The organism is Serratia sp. EWG9 (assembly GCF_019913725.1).
In the GTDB taxonomy this organism is placed as follows: domain Bacteria; phylum Pseudomonadota; class Gammaproteobacteria; order Enterobacterales; family Enterobacteriaceae; genus Serratia; species Serratia ureilytica.
Genome location: NZ_JADNRO010000007.1, coordinates 188,599 through 206,287 on the forward strand (window position 1 = coordinate 188,599; position 17,689 = coordinate 206,287).

15 protein-coding genes and 2 pseudogenes are annotated in these 17,689 nt (G+C 60.6%); 9 read left to right on the forward strand and 8 right to left on the reverse strand.

Features of this window, described 5'->3' with window-relative positions; translation table 11 throughout:
* Window positions 1–84 precede the first annotated feature (84 nt).
* Together ITX55_RS16960 and ITX55_RS16965 are read right to left on the reverse strand one after the other, a co-directional pair.
* Entirely contained in the window at window positions 85–330 is a 246-nt protein-coding gene (locus ITX55_RS16960) for a hypothetical protein (RefSeq protein WP_016927225.1), read from the reverse strand.
* 14 nt (window positions 331–344) lie between these two features.
* Window positions 345–536: pseudogene (locus ITX55_RS16965) on the reverse strand (DNA polymerase V); the annotation flags it as partial.
* 295 nt (window positions 537–831) lie between these two features.
* Here ITX55_RS16965 and fdhD point away from each other — a divergent pair.
* Genes fdhD through ITX55_RS16980 form a run of 3 tightly spaced genes read left to right on the forward strand, consistent with a single transcriptional unit; the run spans window position 832 to window position 3,647 of the window.
* Window positions 832–1,674: a formate dehydrogenase accessory sulfurtransferase FdhD gene (gene fdhD / locus ITX55_RS16970; RefSeq protein WP_108681014.1), complete on the forward strand. Its 843-nt coding sequence runs from the start codon at window positions 832–834 to the stop codon at window positions 1,672–1,674.
* 58 nt (window positions 1,675–1,732) lie between these two features.
* On the forward strand, window positions 1,733–2,650 hold the full coding sequence (locus ITX55_RS16975; protein WP_033643582.1) for a bestrophin family protein: 918 nt from the start codon (window positions 1,733–1,735) through the stop codon (window positions 2,648–2,650).
* A 34-nt stretch (window positions 2,651–2,684) separates the two neighbouring features.
* The gene (locus ITX55_RS16980) at window positions 2,685–3,647 is read left to right on the forward strand and encodes a Dyp-type peroxidase (protein ID WP_033643584.1); all 963 of its coding nucleotides are present in this window, start codon (window positions 2,685–2,687) and stop codon (window positions 3,645–3,647) included.
* A gap of 26 nt (window positions 3,648–3,673) precedes the next feature.
* Here ITX55_RS16980 and arsC read toward each other — a convergent pair whose 3' ends face one another.
* The 3 genes from arsC to ITX55_RS16995 all read right to left on the reverse strand — a co-directional run bounded on the left by arsC (window position 3,674) and on the right by ITX55_RS16995 (window position 5,805).
* Window positions 3,674–4,105 (reverse strand): glutaredoxin-dependent arsenate reductase, encoded by a 432-nt coding sequence (gene arsC, locus ITX55_RS16985; RefSeq protein WP_108681016.1) that lies wholly within the window; start codon window positions 4,103–4,105, stop codon window positions 3,674–3,676.
* A 14-nt stretch (window positions 4,106–4,119) separates the two neighbouring features.
* Complete coding sequence (locus ITX55_RS16990; RefSeq protein ID WP_042784908.1) at window positions 4,120–5,409, reverse strand: arsenic transporter; 1,290 nt, start codon at window positions 5,407–5,409, stop codon at window positions 4,120–4,122.
* A 69-nt stretch (window positions 5,410–5,478) separates the two neighbouring features.
* A complete protein-coding gene (locus ITX55_RS16995) occupies window positions 5,479–5,805 on the reverse strand; it encodes a metalloregulator ArsR/SmtB family transcription factor (RefSeq protein WP_108681018.1) in 327 nt (108 codons plus the stop codon).
* Between the two features lie 150 nt (window positions 5,806–5,955).
* On the opposite strand from ITX55_RS16995, the gene ITX55_RS17000 reads away from it, so the two are divergent.
* From ITX55_RS17000 to ITX55_RS17015, 4 genes are all read left to right on the forward strand, one after another.
* A complete protein-coding gene (locus ITX55_RS17000) occupies window positions 5,956–7,065 on the forward strand; it encodes a YbdK family carboxylate-amine ligase (RefSeq protein WP_108681020.1) in 1,110 nt (369 codons plus the stop codon).
* Between the two features lie 95 nt (window positions 7,066–7,160).
* Window positions 7,161–7,340, forward strand: a complete 180-nt coding sequence (locus ITX55_RS17005; protein ID WP_004935085.1) for a hypothetical protein — start codon at window positions 7,161–7,163, stop codon at window positions 7,338–7,340.
* Between the two features lie 213 nt (window positions 7,341–7,553).
* Window positions 7,554–8,150 carry a hypothetical protein gene (locus ITX55_RS17010; RefSeq protein ID WP_047025424.1) on the forward strand — a complete coding sequence of 199 codons (597 nt, stop codon included), beginning with the start codon at window positions 7,554–7,556 and terminating at the stop codon, window positions 8,148–8,150.
* Window positions 8,151–8,152: 2 nt separating this feature from the next.
* Window positions 8,153–8,926 carry a DUF3307 domain-containing protein gene (locus tag ITX55_RS17015; RefSeq protein ID WP_072627404.1) on the forward strand — a complete coding sequence of 258 codons (774 nt, stop codon included), beginning with the start codon at window positions 8,153–8,155 and terminating at the stop codon, window positions 8,924–8,926.
* A gap of 48 nt (window positions 8,927–8,974) precedes the next feature.
* Here the strand turns inward: ITX55_RS17015 and mgtA are convergent, their stop codons facing one another.
* A complete protein-coding gene (mgtA, locus tag ITX55_RS17020) occupies window positions 8,975–11,674 on the reverse strand; it encodes a magnesium-translocating P-type ATPase (protein WP_108681022.1) in 2,700 nt (899 codons plus the stop codon).
* Window positions 11,675–11,917: 243 nt separating this feature from the next.
* A pseudogene (locus ITX55_RS17025) lies at window positions 11,918–12,615 on the reverse strand (MgtC family protein).
* A 501-nt stretch (window positions 12,616–13,116) separates the two neighbouring features.
* On the opposite strand from ITX55_RS17025, the gene ITX55_RS17030 reads away from it, so the two are divergent.
* Window positions 13,117–15,297, forward strand: a complete 2,181-nt coding sequence (locus tag ITX55_RS17030; protein WP_108681024.1) for a glycoside hydrolase — start codon at window positions 13,117–13,119, stop codon at window positions 15,295–15,297.
* Window positions 15,298–15,358: 61 nt separating this feature from the next.
* A complete protein-coding gene (locus ITX55_RS17035) occupies window positions 15,359–16,744 on the forward strand; it encodes a CoA transferase (protein WP_108681026.1) in 1,386 nt (461 codons plus the stop codon).
* Here ITX55_RS17035 and ITX55_RS17040 read toward each other — a convergent pair.
* Window positions 16,741–17,616: a LysR substrate-binding domain-containing protein gene (locus tag ITX55_RS17040; RefSeq protein WP_033643592.1), complete on the reverse strand. Its 876-nt coding sequence runs from the start codon at window positions 17,614–17,616 to the stop codon at window positions 16,741–16,743. The genes ITX55_RS17035 and ITX55_RS17040 overlap by 4 nt on opposite strands.
* Window positions 17,617–17,689 lie beyond the last annotated feature (73 nt).

Here is a 17,689-nt window from a genome sequence, read left to right on the forward strand (position 1 = left end):
AGGGGGCGCGCAGGTTCGGCCAGCACAATCAGCATCCGTCGCTACAGCGGCGACGGCCGGCGGACGTTAACCGTTGCCACGATGTCACTCCTCTCTCTTATAGATGAGGACATGCAGGCGCAGCCGGTCGGCATCAACACGTTCATCCATTATTGTGCCCGGATAGCCCTGCAGCGCCAGACCGTACCAGAAACTCAGAATGACAGAAGCCTTACCCAACTCTAGGGTGTAACCCATCCCGCCCTGGTTCAGATTGCATTTTTTAATCGCATCTTCTGCTTCCCGGATCAGCTGCGCATAGCTGAGTGAAAAATTCAGTGCCTGATCCATCCTGCTCGCTCCATCTCACCGCTGGCGCGCACGAAGTAGGTGGCGTTGGGGTGCCGTACCAGCAGTTTGCCGATATCCAGCCGGCTCTCGACATAGTCCTGCGCCGGGGAGGGAAAACCGCAGGCCACGCGATCGGCAAACAGCGGTAACGTTAGGGGCTCACCTGGTGAAAAAGCATACAACCTTAAAGTACTCAGCATAATCATAACCAAACTGTATATTTATACAGTAATGCATAAACAAAACGCGAACGCGTGCAACCCCCTATCCCCCTGCGGATCGCGCTTTGCCGCGTAATATAATAATTTTCTGAGCGATTTTTTTTTACGCCTGCTAACGGTTTCACGCTGCCTTGCACACACGTTATCCACTAAAACTGTGGATAACCTGCAGGGCGTGATTCCCTACGCGAGCGGGATCAGAATCCTGTATAATGTCCACACCTGCTCAATAAGCATTCATCCCCGTCGGCGCCTCGTCACCGACGGTCACGAGAACGTTATGAACAAGCACCTACTCCTCGCAGAAACCGACGACATCGAACAGGCCTGCCTGTCTCGCCATGCGGTCTGGCAGCGCACCGATCTGGCTGAGGCGCAGCAGGATTGGCTGGCGGAAGAAGTGCCGGTCGCCCTGGTGTACAACGGCATTTCCCACGTGGTGATGATGGCGACGCCAAAAGATCTGGCGGCCTTCGCCATCGGTTTTTCGCTGTCCGAAGGCATCATCACCTCTCCCGACGATATCTACGACATCCGTCAACAACCGGCCTGCAACGGCATTGAAGTGCATGTAGAGCTCTCGAGCCGCCGCTTTATGCAGCTGAAAGAGAAGCGCCGCAGCCTGGCCGGCCGCACCGGCTGCGGCGTCTGCGGGGTCGAGCAGCTGCAGGAGGTTGCTCAGCCCATCGCACCGCTGCCCTTCACCCAACGTTTCGATTTGGCCCAGCTCGACCGGGCGTTGGCTCAACTGCAGGAAGTGCAAACGGTGGGAAAACTGACCGGCTGCACCCATGCGGCGGCCTGGATCCAGCCGGACGGCGCGCTCAGCGGCGGATGTGAAGACGTCGGCCGCCATGTGGCGCTCGACAAACTGCTGGGTTACCGCAGCCAACAGGCCTGGTCGCAAGGGGCGGCGCTGGTCTCGAGCCGCGCCAGCTATGAAATGGTGCAAAAGTCCGCCATGTGCGGCGTCGAGATCCTGTTCGCCGTCTCCGCCGCCACCCGTCTGGCGGTGGAAGTGGCCGAGCGCAGCAACCTGACGCTGGTGGGCTTCAGCAAACCGGGGCGCGCCACCATCTATACGCACCCGCAACGGCTCTGGCAATCGACAACGGCGGCATAGCGCCGCCGGATAAGAATCGACTATTCTCAATAGCAGGACACCAGGAAGCACCCACGTTATGATAATTCGCCCGCACCAGAACTGGTTTTTTCGCCTGTTCGCCTGGCACGGTTCCGTGCTGTCAAAAATTACCTTTCGCCTGTCGCTGAATGTGCTGATGTCGATAGTGGCGGTGATCAGCTACCAATGGTACGAACAGCTCGGCGTGCATTTGACCATCGCGCCGTTCAGCCTGTTGGGCATCGCCATCGCCATTTTTCTCGGCTTTCGCAATAACGCCGGCTACAGCCGCTTTGTCGAAGCGCGCAACCTGTGGGGCTCGCTGCTGATTACCGAACGCACCCTGCTGCGCCAGATCAAAAGCCTGCTGCCGGACGAACCGGCGGTGCAGCAAAAGGTCGCCAAGCTGCTGATCGCCTTTAGCTGGAGCCTGAAGCATCAGCTGCGCGGCACCGACCCCACCGCCGATCTGTACCACAATCTCACCGGCAACGAGCTGGCCGAGGTGATCGCCAGCCCGATGCCGACCAACCGCATCCTGCTGATGCTGGGCCAGGAAATCGGCAAATTGCGCCGTCAGGGCTTGCTGAGCGACATCACCTTCGGGCTGATCGACGATAAGCTGAGCGAACTGTCTCACACCCTCGGCGGCTGCGAACGGCTCGCCAGCACCCCGGTGCCGTTCGCCTATACCCTGATCCTGCAGCGCACCGTTTACCTGTTCTGCAGCCTGTTGCCTTTTGCCCTGGTGACCGATCTGCATTACATGACACCGTTTGTTTCGGTGTTCATTTCCTATACCTTCTTATCCTGGGACTCACTGGCCGAAGAGCTGGAGGATCCGTTCGGCGTGTCGGCCAACCATCTGCCGTTAAACGCCATTTGCAACACCATCGAGCGCAACCTACTGGAAATGAACGACCAAAGCCCGCTGCCACCGCCGATGAAACCCGACGAGCACTTTAATTTGATCTGATCTATTTCACCCGAACACACTGGAGCCGAATGCAATGAATGCAAATAACACCCCGCCGCAAGCCGTATTCACGCCGGTCACGCGCCATGCCATTTTCATCGTCGCCACCCTGTCGCCCGTTCCCGCCCATCTGGCGGCGGTGCGCGCCTGGTGCGGCGATATCGCCGCCGTGGTGCGTTCGGTCGGCAAACGCGCGCCGGCGGGCAATCTCACCTGCGTCTGCGGCTTCGGCTCCGAGGCCTGGGATACGCTGTTCGGCGCGCCGCGCCCTCGCCAGCTGCATCCGTTCAGCCCGATCGGTAGCGGGGAGCGCGTTGCGGTCGCCACGCCTGGCGACATCCTGCTGCACATCCGCGCCGATGAAATGGATCTGTGTTTTGAACTGGCCTCTCAGTTGACCGCCAAGCTCGGCGACGCCGTGACGGTGATCGAGGAGGTGCACGGCTTCCGTTATTTCGATCAGCGCGCCATGATCGGCTTCGTCGACGGTACGGAGAACCCGGAGGGGCACGAAGCCTTCGACTACACGGTGATCGGCGACGAAGACGCGGCGTTCAGCGGCGGCAGCTATGTGCTGGTGCAGAAATACCTGCACGACATGCAGGGCTGGAATTCGCTCAGCGTGGAAACGCAGGAGAAGATCATCGGCCGCCATAAACAGTCCAACATCGAGCTGGATGAAGCGGTCAAACCGTCGTCGTCGCACAGTTCGTTGACCACCATCACCGACGAGCAAGGCAACGAGGTGAAAATTCTGCGCGACAACATGCCGTTCGGCCGCCCCGGCCTGCGCGAGTTCGGCACCTACTTTATCGGCTATGCGCGCTCCCCGCAGCCGATCGAGCAGATGCTGGAAAACATGTTTATCGGCCGCCCGGCCGGCAACTACGATCGGCTGCTCGATTTTAGCCACGCGGTGACCGGCACCCTGTTCTTCGTGCCTTCCGCCCCGCTGCTGGAAGCGCTGGCCGATCGCAGCGGCGCCGAACTGCACTGATTGGATGAAATGCGGGGCCGCAGCGATTAGCCGTTGGTTATCCTGTGGCCCTGCGCATCAATCACCGGCTCCCCGTCCTCTTTGCTGAAGGCGCCGCGCTGCGGATCCGGCAGAATCTCCAACACCACCTCCGACGGACGGCACAAACGCGTGCCGAGCGGGGTCACCACAATGGGGCGGTTGATCAGGATCGGCTGTTGCAGCATGAAATCGATCAGTTGATCATCGCGCCAGTCGGCTTCGTCCAGCTTCAGCTCGGCGTAAGGCTCGACGTTTTTGCGCAGCAACGCGCGCGGCGTCATGCCCATTTCGGCCAGCAACGCAATCAATCGTTCGCGGCTTGGCGGCGTTTCCAGATACAAAATCACCTCTGGCTCAACGCCGCTGTTGCGGATCAACGCCAACGTATTGCGCGACGTGCCGCAGGCCGGGTTATGGTAAATCTTGATGTCGCTCATGACGGTTTCTCCGGTCAGGGCAAAACGGACAGCCGCAATGCCAGCGCGGCCAGGGTGACAAACAAAATCGGTAACGTCATCACCAGCCCCACGCGGAAATAATAGCCCCAGGTAATGACGATGTTCTTTTGTGCCAACACATGCAGCCACAGTAACGTCGCCAGGCTGCCAATCGGGGTAATTTTGGGGCCGAGATCGCTGCCGATAACGTTAGCGTAAATCATCGCCTGTTTGATGACGCCTTCCGCACTGCTGCCGTCGATAGACAACGCCCCCACCAATACCGTCGGCATGTTATTCATGATGGAAGAGAGAAATGCGCTCAGGAAACCGGTGCCAAACGTCGCCGCCCACAGCCCCTGCCGTGCCAACGCGTCCAGCACACCGGAAAGCCAATCGGTCAAACCGGCGTTGCGCAACCCGTAGATCACCAGATACATGCCCAGTGAGAAAATGACGATCTGCCAGGGCGCCCCGCGCAACACTTTACCGGTATCGATCGCTCGCCCGCGTTTCGCCACCGCCAGCAAAACCAGGGCGCCGCAAGCGGCGACCAAACTGACGGGCACACCGAGCGGCTCCAGGGCGAAAAAACCCATCAACAACAGCGCCAATACGGCCCAGCCGGTCCGAAACGTCGTGCGATCGCGAATCGCTTCCCGTGGCACCGGTAAACGCGTCAATGCGTAGCGCTGCGGAATATCCTTGCGGAAGAACAGATGCAACATCACCAGCGTCGCCGCGACGGCGGCAAGGTTGACCGGCACCATCACCGCCGCATACTCCGTAAAGCCCAGCCGGAAGAAATCCGCTGAAACGATATTTACCAGGTTGGACACCACCAGCGGCAGGCTGGCAGTATCGGCGATAAAGCCCGCCGCCATGACGAAAGCCAGCACGGCAGCAGGACGAAAACCGAGCGCCGACAGCATGGCGATCACGATCGGCGTCAGAATCAACGCGGCGCCGTCGTTCGCGAACAACGCTGCCACTACAGCCCCTAGCAGCAACATGTAGGTAAACAACCATCGACCTTTGCCGTTGCCCCAACGTGCGACATGCAAGGCGGTCCAGGTGAAGAAGCCGCTTTCATCCAGCAGCAGGCTAATGATGATGACGGCGATGAAGGTCGCGGTCGCATTCCAGACTATCTGCCACACCACGGGAATATCACCGACGTGCACCACGCCGCTCACTAATGCCAATCCCGCCCCGATCGACGCACTCCAACCGATGCCCAGCCCTTTCGGTTGCCAAATCACCAAAATCAACGTCAGAATAAAGATTGTCCCCGCCACTATCATCGCCGCCTCGCTGCTTCTTCAAGTTTACATATATGGTTTTTCGAATATGTTAGGGCAAATTTTTTATCGTTACGGGCAACCTTTCGCCGCGCGTTGTGCCAACTCCATCATCTGTTCTGATCGGCACTGATAAGCCTGCTCAATAATAGCCGCCGCCCAGACCGGCATATGCGGCGACAGGCGATAATGTATCCACTTGCCATCGCGCCGATCGAGCAACAGCCCGCTTTCACGCAGCATCGCCAGATGTCTTGATATTTTTGGCTGCGGCAGCGCCAGTGCGCCCGACAGCTCGCACACGCACAGCTCGCCGGCGTGGCGCAGCACCAGCACCAGCGTCAGACGCGTCTCATCCGACAAGTTTTTAAACAGCTTCAGCGGCGTCAATGACGTCATGTCGCACTCCCGTTAACCTTTATCTGCTCGACAAATCGCTCGTGAAAATATCACCTTCATATTCGAAAAAGCAAATATAAAACGCAAGGCGTTATCCCCAGACCAACAACTTATACTTATCTTACGCTGTTTTTATGGGAAGGAGGCGCCATGCCGCTCACATTCAAACCGTCGGAAAGACTCTCCATCGGCACCGAAATAGAGCTGCAGCTGGTCGATGACGAGCACTACGATCTTACGGATCGGGCTGACCGGGTGGTCAGCGCGGTCGGCGACCGCCGACGCGTCAAACATGAGCTCACCAAGTCGATGGTGGAACTGAACAGCTCGGTGCACCGCGATCTCGATGCGCTGCACGCCGAGCTGCGCGCCCTGACCGATACCGTCCGGCGCAGCGCACGGCGCCAGGGCTGTGACGTCTGCGGCGGCGGCCGCCACCTGAGCAACGACTGGCGCAAGCAGGTCATCAGCGACAACGCGCGCTACAGGCAGCTGGCCAGCCGTTTTGGCTATCTCTCCAAGCTGGCCTGCGTATTCGGCCAACACATCCACCTCGGCGTCAACGACGGAGACGAGGCGATGTACCTGTGCCATGCGCTGACGCCCTATTTTCCGCAGCTGATCGCGCTCAGCGCTTCGTCACCGCTGTACCAGGGCGTCGATACGCGCTTTGCCAGCTCCCGTTTCAGCGCACAGAATTCTTTCCCCAATTACGGGTGCCTGGAACACATCTACAGCTGGCGCGAATTCAACGCCTACTATGACCGGCTACATGCCGCCGGCGTCATCGACAGCGTCAAGGATATTTACTGGGATGCGCGGCCGAAACCGGAGCTGGGCACGGTAGAGATCCGCATCTGCGATACGCCGCTGCGCCTCGCGCACGCCACGCTGCTGGTCGGCTACTGCCGTCTGCTGGCCGATTTTCTGTTGCAACACCGCACGCCGATCGCGCCGGAGTACGATGCCTTCACCAACTACAACAAGATCAACGCCTATCGCAGCGGTTTCGCCGCCGAATACGTCGATCCCGCCACGCTGCGCCGCTGCAGCCTGACCGCACATATCCTGCACACCCTCGACTCGCTGAGCGGCTTCGCCGAGCGGCAGGAGGATCGGGCCGTGCTGCAGGCGGTCGAGCGCCATGTGCGCCGGGGCATCAGCGATTCGGAGCATATACGCCAGATGTTGCACAACGGCCTGCCGCAAACCCAGGTCATCAAACGCCTGTGCGATGAGCTGTTGCAACCGGCAAGTTAAGTTTCGGCTATCGATTCCATACGCCAAAGCGGCTATTCATTATGTGCTCTTTCGCTACAATCGTGAGCACTGACATTCACCGTATCGAGGACACTATGTACAATTTCTCCCGCTATCAGGCAAAAGAACTGGCGCTGGCTTACATGAGCGGCAAAAAGCACGATCTGTCGCCGCAGGAGTTTTTGCAGCAGCTGAAAAGCAGCGAAAGATCGTTTGAGCACCTGCTGAAACACGGCAGTGAAATGCCGCGTGACGTGCTGGTCAAAAGCTTCTGAACGGCCGGTCGCCGGCCTCTTTCCGTCTACGCCGCCGGTGGCGGGCCTGACAGGTCCGCGCATTCCCGGCCGTCTCTCTCCCTTTCTCTTCGCCCCCGACGTTTCGCCTCCACCGACCAACACCCGGAAAATTCGCCTTTAGAGACGAATTGTTGACATATTCGTATTCAGGTGCGAATTTATAGTCATCCCCCATCCACAACGGATCACGCCATGCCGACGCCAATCAGCGTAATCAGCGGCGATCTGGTCGATTCTCGCCGGTCAGACACCGTCAACTACCTCAACGGGCTGCACAGCCTGCTCGATCGGCTGCAGCGCGACGGGCGGCTGCGACAGGTGGAAATCTTTCGCGGCGATGCCTTCCAGGCGCAGGCCGCGCCGGAGGACGGGCTGTTGCTGGCGGTGTATGTTCGCACTGCGCTGCGGGCGATGGGCGCCGCGCACTGGGATGCGCGCATCGCCGTCGGGCTGGGTAGCCAACGGCCCGACGCCGCCGGTTACGGCAGCGCCTTTATCAACTCCGGCAGCGCGCTGGACGCCATGACGAAAAATTGCCGCCTGGCTCTGAAAACCGACAACGATCGGACAAACGCCATTGTCAGCGATCTGCTGCCGATGTTAGATCATGTCATTGGCCGCTTGTCGCAGACCGAAGCGCGCATCGTCCAGGCGAGAATGTTCGCCGACAGCGGCGCGGCCGTAGCCGAGCAGCTGCAAAAAGCCGCTTCCACGGTCTCCGCCACGCTCAAACGCGCGGCCTATGAGGAGATCATGCGGTTTATTCACGCCATTAACAGGATCGTCTGACTATGGATCTGACCTATGCGCCTTTACTGGCCTGGCTGTTGATCGTCCATCTGCTGGCGGATTTTCCACTGCAGCCGCTGAGTTGGGTGGAAGATAAAATCCAACATCGCGCGCGTTCGCGTTTTCTGCTGTTGCACGCGTTGCTGCATGGGGTGCTGGCCGCCTGGGTGGTGGCCGGTTTCGGCCTGCTGCACGGCGGACTGTCTTCACTGCAGGTGCTGGTCAGCCTGCTGGTTATCGCCGTCAGCCACTACCTGATCGATTTGCTGAAAGTCACGGCCATGAACCGCCTGAGCCCGGCCCGCAGCTTTCTGCTCGATCAGGGATTGCATCTGGCGGTGATCGCCTTGCTGTGGCTGGGGCTGACGCCGAATGCCGGTGAACTGCTCGCGGCGTTGGGACGGCAACTGGGGAGTTGGCAAACCGGCCTGGTGCTGGTGGCCTACAGCCTGATTTATCTGCCGATGAGCCTGCTGATTGGGCAACTGCTGGCGCGCTGGACGCCGCAAATGCCGCCTTCGGCCAAGGCCGACAACGATTCGCTGCTGCGCGCGGGCAAACAGATTGGCTATCTGGAAAGAACGCTGATCCTGACCTTTGTGCTGCTGGGGCAAATTCCGGCGATCGGTTTTTTGCTGGCGGCCAAATCTATCTTCCGTTTCGGCGATCTGCGCCAAAGTGACGATAAGATGCGTACCGAGTATGTGCTGCTCGGCACGCTGTTTTCCTTCACGCTGACCATCATGCTCGGCCTGCTGGTCAACAAACTGCTGTAGCGGTGCGGGGGCGAAGAATTTCGCCCCCGAAGTGAACGCCGAGGCGGCTTAGAGCCACTCGCCGAAGCGGCGGATATAGAAACGCTTCATCAACTGTGCGACCACGCAGTAGCTGACCAGCGTAGCGGCCAACCACGGGAAGTATTCCCACGGCAGCGGCTGCAAGCCAACCAGGGCGCCGAGCGGCGAGAACGGAATGTAGATGCCGAGCGCCATCACCAACCCGGTGGTCAGCAAGACCGGCAGCGCCGCCGTGCTCTGAATGAACGGGATCTTCTGGGTGCGCAACATATGCACCACCAGCGTTTGCGACAGCAGCCCCTCAATGAACCAGCCGGACTGGAACAGCGCCTGGTGTTCCACGCTGTTGGCGGCGAATACGTACCACATCAGCGCATACGTCGTGATATCGAAGATTGACGAGGTCGGCCCAATCCACAGCATAAAGCGCCCGATGTTTTTGGAGTCCCACTTGCGCGGTTTGCGCAGAAACTCTTTGTCCATCTTGTCCCACGGCAGCGACAGCTGAGAAATGTCGTACATCAGGTTCTGAATCAACAGGTGGATCGCCAGCATCGGCAGGAACGGGATGAAGGCGCTCGCCACCAGCACCGAGAACACGTTGCCGAAGTTGGAGCTGGCGGTCATGTTCAGGTACTTGATGATATTGCCGAAGGTCTCGCGCCCTTTGATTACCCCCTCTTCCAGCACCATCAGGTTCTTTTCCAACAGGATGATGTCCGCCGACTCCTTGGCGATATCGGTACCGGTGTCGACCGAGATGCCGACGTCGGCGTCGCGCAGCGCCGGCGCATCGTTGATGCCGTCGCCGAGGAAGCCGACGGTATGGCCGTTGGCCTGCAGCATTTTTAGCACCCGCGATTTTTGCAGCGGCGTCAGCTTGGTGAAGACCGTGCGCTGCTCCACTTCGCGCGCCAGTTCTTTGTCATCCATCTGTTCAATCCGCAGCCCGGAAAGCGGCTCGCCCGGCTCCAGCCCGACGTCGCGGCAAATCTTGCAGGTGATCACCGGGTTGTCGCCGGTCAGCACCTTCACCGTCACGCCATTTTCCTGCAGCGCGGCGATCGCCTGCTGAGCGCTCTCCTTCGGCGGATCGAGGAAGGTCAGCAGCCCTTGCACCACCATATCGCGCTCGTCGGCCACGCTCAGCGCTTCGGCCGGGCGCTGCGCATCCAGCTCGCGCGTCGCCAGCACCAGCACGCGGAAACCGTCTTCGTTATATTCGCGGGCCAGCGCCTGCAACGCCGCACGGCGCGCGTCGTCCAGCACCAGCGTCTGATCGCCTTCGCGCACGTGGGTGGCGATCTCCAGCATCTCCTCCACCGCGCCCTTACAGATCAGCTGCTGGCGGCCATTCTCATCCGCCACCACGATCGACAAACGGCGGCGCACGAAATCGAACGGCAGCTCATCCACCTTGCTGAAACGCCCCAGGGCTTCAATCCCCGGTTTGCCGCGGCCAAAGCGGATCACCGCCTGATCCATCAGGTTCTTCATGCCGCTCTGATGGAAGCTGTTCAACCAGGCCAGGTGCAGCACCTCGTTATCTCTGGCGCCGTTGACGTCGATGTGGTGCTCGAGAATGATGCGGTCCTGGGTCAGCGTGCCGGTCTTGTCGGTGCAAAGCACGTCCATGGCGCCAAAGTTCTGAATGGCGTTCAAACGCTTCACCACCACCTTGCGACGCGACATGGCGATCGCCCCTTTCGCCAGGTTGGAGCTGACGATCATCGGCAGCATTTCCGGCGTCAGGCCGACCGCCACCGCCAGCGCGAACAGCGCCGCTTCGCTCCAGTCGCCTTTGGTGAAGCCGTTGATCAGCAACACCACCGGCACCATCACCAGCATGAAGCGAATCAACAGCCAGCTGACGCTGTTCACCCCGCGATCGAACGCAGTCTGCGCCCGTGTCCCGACGATCGACTTGGCCAACGAGCCGAAGTAGGTGCGCCCGCCGGTCGCCACCACCACCGCCGTAGCGGTACCGCTGGCGACGTTGGTGCCCATCAGACAGATGTTGGAGAGCTCAAGCAGCGCGTTCTCGCTGGACACTTCCCCTTCGCTCGACTTCTGCGCCACGTTGCCCATCGCATCGTATTTCTCGATAGGGATCGCCTCGCCGGTCAAAATCGCCTGGCTGATGAACAGATCGCGCGAGGCGATAAGACGCACGTCGGCCGGCACCATGTCACCGGCGGAGAGCTGGATGATATCCCCCGGCACCAGTTCGCGGATCGGCACTTCCAGCGTCAGCGGATGCGCGCTGTAGCTGCTGCGGCGCAGCACCGTGGCGGTAGTGCGCACCATCGATTTCAGCGCTTCCGCCGCTTTGTTGGTGCGGTATTCCTGCCAGAAACGCAGCAGCCCGCTCAGCGTGACCATGGTCAGGATGATAATGACGCCGGTGAGTTCAGTTTCTTCACCGCTCTGGAGCGGCAGCCAATAATCGGTAAAGAAACTGATCGCAGCCAGCACCATCAGCACGAAGATAAACGGGTTGTTGAAGGCCTTGATCAGCTGGATCAGGGCATGCGGCGCCTTGTCATGGGCGACCTGGTTGGCGCCGAACTGCTCCAGCCGCTCATCGGCGTCGTCCTGGGTCAAGCCGTTGCGGTTGCACTTCAGGTTCGCCAGCGTTTGAGCGATGCTGTTGGTGGCCTCTTGCGCAATGGCGTAGGTCACCGCGTCTTTATCACGGCGACGCGTTCTTTCATTAATCTGAGTCATAACGCTATTCTCTTATTTTAGTTCTGCGCACAGCGAAGCCCCGCCCGATAAACAGGTGACTATGCGCAGCTTGGAATTTTTTATTAGCGTGACTAAATGGCGGAATTACCCTGTCAGCCACGCTGGAATCATTTTCCTTCCGGGGTCATCGTCCATAACGCCTCCTTAATGCTCAGCGTTATTCAAGGCGTGCATGAATAAACCTGAACATATAATCAAGTTAATCAATATTTATATCATTAATCAGACCGGTAATTCGGACGCGACGCGCCAGCGAACGGCGCTCACGCTTTTTTCCAGACTGACGCGGCAGACAATACCTTCGATTTCTTTTTGCGCGGCCGGCGTAGCGGTAATTTCCGCGCACACTTCCAATTGTCCCGGGCTCGAAATATCGGCGCTGCGCAAGGATTGCAGCCGCAAGGCGACGCCGTTCAGCGCCTGCAGGATCAGGTGCGCACCAGAATTTCGTCCTGCTCGCCGCAGGTCACCTGAATGCGATAGCACAGTTCCAGATCGGTCGCCTGCTGATGCGGCTGCAGATTGATGCGCTGCGCGGCTTCGCGCAGCAGGATATTGGCGCACAGGATCACCAGCGTAGCGACCACCGCATCCCAATGCTGGCCCAGGCCGCACAGTACGCCGATCCCCGCCGAACACCACAGCGTGGCGGCGGTATTGAGGCCGCGAATATTAAGCCCTTCACGCATGATCACGCCGGCGCCGAGGAAGCCGATACCGGATACGATCTGCGCCGCCACACGGCCGGCGCTGGCCGGATCGGTGGACATGGAGCTGAGAATAAAGACCGCCGCGCCGGTCGCCACCAGCGCATTGGTGCGCAGGCCGGCCATGCGTTGGCGCCACTGGCGTTCGGCGCCAATGACCGCGCCCAGGCACATCGCCAGCAATAAATTCAAAACGAAAGGAGTCATAGCCATGACTGTCCCCTTAATTAACCGCAGGAGATAAAATCATGTGCTGTTTAGCACACGCGAAATCGCGCTGAAAATAAATCAGCGAATCAGCGTGCTGTGCCTGGAGGGAAAAGGCTGTGGCTGCAGAATACCATAATAACGTCCAACTCAATTCACCTGAAACCGTCAGGCATCAGGAAACGTTTCTTATTCGGGTATGCACAGCTCAGAAATAACTGGAGAGGGGTGCTGCCCGCCGATAACGGCAAGCAACAAATCAGAAGAGAATTGGTCAGCTTGCCTTATTTGTTTTATTACAACTACAACTGTCCAATTGGGTTTCTCCACTGAAATTTTGGCTGAGTATAGTGACGTCGGGTAATGAAGTAAAGGCTAATTTATTAAACGAAAAATAAACTGGAATACGGCGTTTATATTTCGATGTCACAAATAGAAGATGGCGACATTGGGTGACAGTGCGCTTATCGGTAAACTGCCCTCTTTCATCTTCCAAGGACGCCCCTGATGAAACAACGGTTTTCCCCGCTCGCGCTGGCGCTGCTCATCAGTTTTCCCGCCGATGCCTTACTGCTGCAGCAAGGCGACGTGCAATTTGAACTCGACCCTGCCACGCTGCATATCGCCGCAGGCCCGGTGCCGATCAATCTGGCGCAGCCTGCGCAGCAGGTAACGGATCTTACCGCAACGCCACGACGCGCCAGCTGGCGATGGCCGCAACGCGCAATCAACGTCAGCGCCCGTCTGGAAGGCGGCGATCTGCGCCTGAGCTTCAGCAGCGATCGGCCGCAAACCCTGAACTGGTATCGTATGCCGCAGGGGGAAACGCTGCTGTTGCCGATCGGCGAAGGCAGCCGCATCCCGCTGGACAACGCGGTCTGGCGTCATTACCTGACGACGGAAATGACGCCGCTGGATACCAACTGGGATCTGAAACTGCCGCTGTGGAGCCTGCAACACCAGGGTAAGGTCTACAGCTGGCTGATGTTGACGCCGTTCAGTAACCAGATAGCCTTCGCCACCGCGCAGGAAAAGCTGGCGATGCGCGCCAGCCACCAATTCAATCGCTTCAATCAACAACAGGCATTCGAGGTGCTGCTGCACGTCGGCAACGCCCCGCTGTCCGGCGCCCGCCGTTACCGCGACTATCTGCAACAAAACGGCCGGTTCAGCAGCCTGCGCGAGAAGATCCAGCAGGCGCCCGAAGGCGAAAAGTTGATCGGCGCTACCCATATCTATCTGTGGGGCGACCAATTGCTGGCGGCGGAAGATGTCAAGGATTGGCCGGGATTACTGCACTACTTCGCTTCTCCCGCCGCCGAAGCGCTGCGGCAGAAGATGGACGCCGAGAGCAGAAGCTTGCTGCTGCGGCTGGCGGGAAAAACGCCGGAGGGCTGGCAACAACAGCCCCTGATCGACGGCATCAACCGGGCGTTGACGGCGCAGTTCGCGCTTGGCGCGACGCCGGATGACGCCGACTTTCTGCAGGCGCAGCAGCGCCAGGCCGCCGCAGTGCGGGCGCTGGCGCAACGGGAGCTGGGACGCTGGTTAACCCCAGCGGACGGTTGGGGGCAAGGGTTGGCCAAACCGGTGATCGACGCGCTGCGCCAGGCCGGTTTGCCGCGCCTGTGGTTGGGCACCGATAACTGGACCGCCGCCTTCCTGCACCCGCAAGCGGTAGCCGCCGCCAAAGCGGCCGGTTATCTGATCGCCAGCTACGACTCCTACGATACCGCCATCGCGCGCGGCGTCAACGACAGCTGGCTCACCGCGCAGTTGCCGACGACGCTGCGGGAATCCTGCGCCATCGTGCGTGCAGACGGCAGCAGGAAACCCGGCTTCGGTAAACAGGGTTATTACCTCAATCCAGGCTGTGTCCTGCCCTATTCTCAACAGCGCATGCGCGAACTGGTGCAATTGGCCGGGTTGAACAGCCTGTTTCTCGATGTGGACGGCACCGGCATGGTGTCCGACGACTATCAGCCCGACCACCCAACCGGCGCGGCGCAGATGGCCGAAGCCCGCAACGCCCGGCTCGCCTGGTTCGGCGCCACCCTTAAGTTGCCGCTGGGCTCAGAGGACGGCAACGCAGTGACCGCGCGCAGCCTGATGTTCGCCCACGGCATGGAAACCTGGGGATTCGGCTGGGGAGATAAACAGATGAATCAGGATAAATCCTCGCCCTATTATCTCGGCGCTTGGTGGCCCAACGCCCAACCGGCGTTTTTCTTCCGCCCCGCCAAAGTGAAACAGCCCTACCGTACCGTCGAATTCGATCCGCGTTACCGCCTGCCGCTGTACCAGGCCGTTTTCCACGATGCTATCGTCAGCAGCCACCACTGGAATTACGACAATCTGAAGTTCAGCGACGTTCAGACCACCCGCAGCCTGCTCAGCCAGCTGTACAACACCGCGCCGATGTTCCACCTGAGCCGCACCACTCTGGCGGCGCGCTTACCGGCGATAAAACGCGCCGATGCCGCCTTCCGGCCGCTGCATCAAGCCTTGTGGGATAAAGCGTTAACCGACTTCCGCTGGCTCGATCGGGACGGCTGGGTGCAACAGACGACGTTCAGCGACGGATCGACCCTGACCGCCAATTTCAGCGCGCAACCTTTCGGCGGCGTGGCGCCCCACAGCGTACACGCCAAACTGGCCGACGGCCGCACTCTCGACGTCGCACCTTAGCAAGGCCGCCGACAGTGGGCTACGCTAGGCTATATTTCCGTTTACCCACAAGGAGCGGCCGATGACTCCCCTGATCCACACTCTGCTCGACGAGATTTGGCAAAGCCTCGGGCAATGCCCTGCCCCCGCCGATCGCCTCACCGTAAGCGGCACCGGCGCATTGCCTTCGGCTTTTCCCGTGACCGAATTGGCCACCGCCGCCTGGAGCGCCGCAGGTTTAGCCTGCGCCGAGCTGCTGCGGCGCGAGGGCGCCGCCGCGCAGCAGGTTTGGGTCGATCAACGCCTGGCCTCGCTTTGGTTCGGCTGGACGCTACGCCCGCTTGGTTGGACGCTGCCCGCCGCCTGGGACGCGCTGGCCGGCGACTACGCCACGGCGGACGGCTGGATACGCCTGCATACCAATGCGCCACACCATCGGCGAGCGGTGGAACAGGTGCTGGGCCCGGCATCGAAGAAAGGCGCGCTGGCGGAACGTGTGCTGGCCTGGAAAAAAAGCGAGCTGGAGGAAGCGGTGATCGCGGCCGGCGGCTGCGCAGCCCAAATGCGTTCGGCGGCCGCGTGGCGACAACATATTCAGGGTAAAAGCGTGGCGCTCGAACCGCTGATCCACACCGCATTGCAGCCGGAAGCGCCATCGCCCGGCTGGACGCTGCCCGTCGCCCGGCCGCTGCACGGCGTGCGGGTGCTGGACCTGACGCGCATTCTCGCCGGGCCGATCGCCACGCGTTTTCTCGCCGGCTTGGGCGCCGACGTGCTGCGTATCGACCCTTACGGGTGGGATGAGCCCGGGGTCGAACACGAAGTGATGTTGGGCAAGCGCAGCGCGCGCCTCAATCTGACCAATGCGCGCGATCGCCATACGTTTGAGCACCTGCTGAGAAACGCCGACGTGATCGTGCACGGCTACCGCGCCGGCGCGCTGGAGAAACTGGGCTATGGCGCGGAGGAAAGGCACGCGCTGGCGCCGGGCCTGATCGACGTCTGCCTGAATGCCTACGGCTGGAGCGGGCCGTGGCGCACCCGGCGCGGTTTCGACAGTCTGGTGCAGATGAGCTGCGGGCTGGCGGAGGCGGGCATGGTTTGGCGCAGCGCCAGTTTGCCGGTGCCGCTGCCGGTACAGGCGCTGGATCACGCCACCGGCTATTTGATGGCGGCGGCGGTGCTGACCGGTATGACGCAGCGTCTGAGCCGCGGCACCGGCTATCGCGCGCGCTTGTCGCTGGCGCGGACGGCGCAGCTGCTGCTGGCGCATCCCTACCCGACGCATTATCGGCCGGAACCGCTGACACCGGCCGGAAGCGCCGACGAGAACCCTGAAACGGAACTGACTTACTGGGGGGCCGCGCAACGCCTGCGCGCGCCGTTGAGTCTGCAGGGCACGGCGCTGCAATGGGCGCTGCCGGCGACCACGCTCGGCACCTCGCAACCGGAATGGCTACGCCGCTAAATCGCCGCCAACTGCTGCTGAAGCCACTGCAGCAAGCGGGTGACCGCCGGCGTCAACCCGGCGGTCTGCGGCCATGCCAGATAAACGTCGTCATCGCTCAGGCGACAGGGCGCGGCCAAGGCCACCAGCCTTCCCGCGTCGAGGGCATCCTGCACCAGCAGCTTTTTCGCCAACGCAATGCCAAACCCTTGCTCCGCTGCGCGAATCAATAATCCGGCATCGTTGAACAACGCCTGTTGCCGCCCGCATAACGGGCGCCCCTGCGCGTTGAACCAGTCGCGCCAGGGACTGACGTCGTGCTCGAGTAACGGAATATCGCCACCGTTCTCGAAAGCCGCCCCCCATTCTCGCGCCATATCCGGCGAAGCGACAGGCAACACGTCCCCCGAGGCGATGCGCTGCGCCTGCAGCCCCGCCCATTGACCGCTGCCGATGCGGATCGCCGCATCGAACCCCCGCTGCGACAGATCCTGCAGCGCCAGCGACGCATCGATATCCAGCGCAATATCGGCACAGGCCTCATGAAAAGCCGACAGACGCGGCAGCAGCCAGTAATGGGCAAAAGACGGCAACACGCTGATGCGCAGCGTCTGGCTTGCCGCCGCTCGCCGGGCGCGGGCGACGCCCTGCTGCAGCGCCTGCAGCGCCGGCTCTACCGCCGCCAGCAACTCTCGCCCGGCGGCATTCAGGCGCACGCCGCGCCCGCGCCGTTCAAACAGCGGAGAGCCGACCGCCTGCTCCAACAGCTGAATTTGCTGGCTGACCGCGCCGTGCGTCAAATGCACCTGTTGCGCCGCAGCGCGCAAATTTTCCAACCTGGCGGCGATAGCAAAGGTCGGCAAGACATGCAAGGGAATGCGTTCACTCATTATTGGTTAACCAGGCTATCCAAAAAGGTTATTTTTTATCGATTTTGACCGGCAGGCAAATGTTCTATGTTTACCC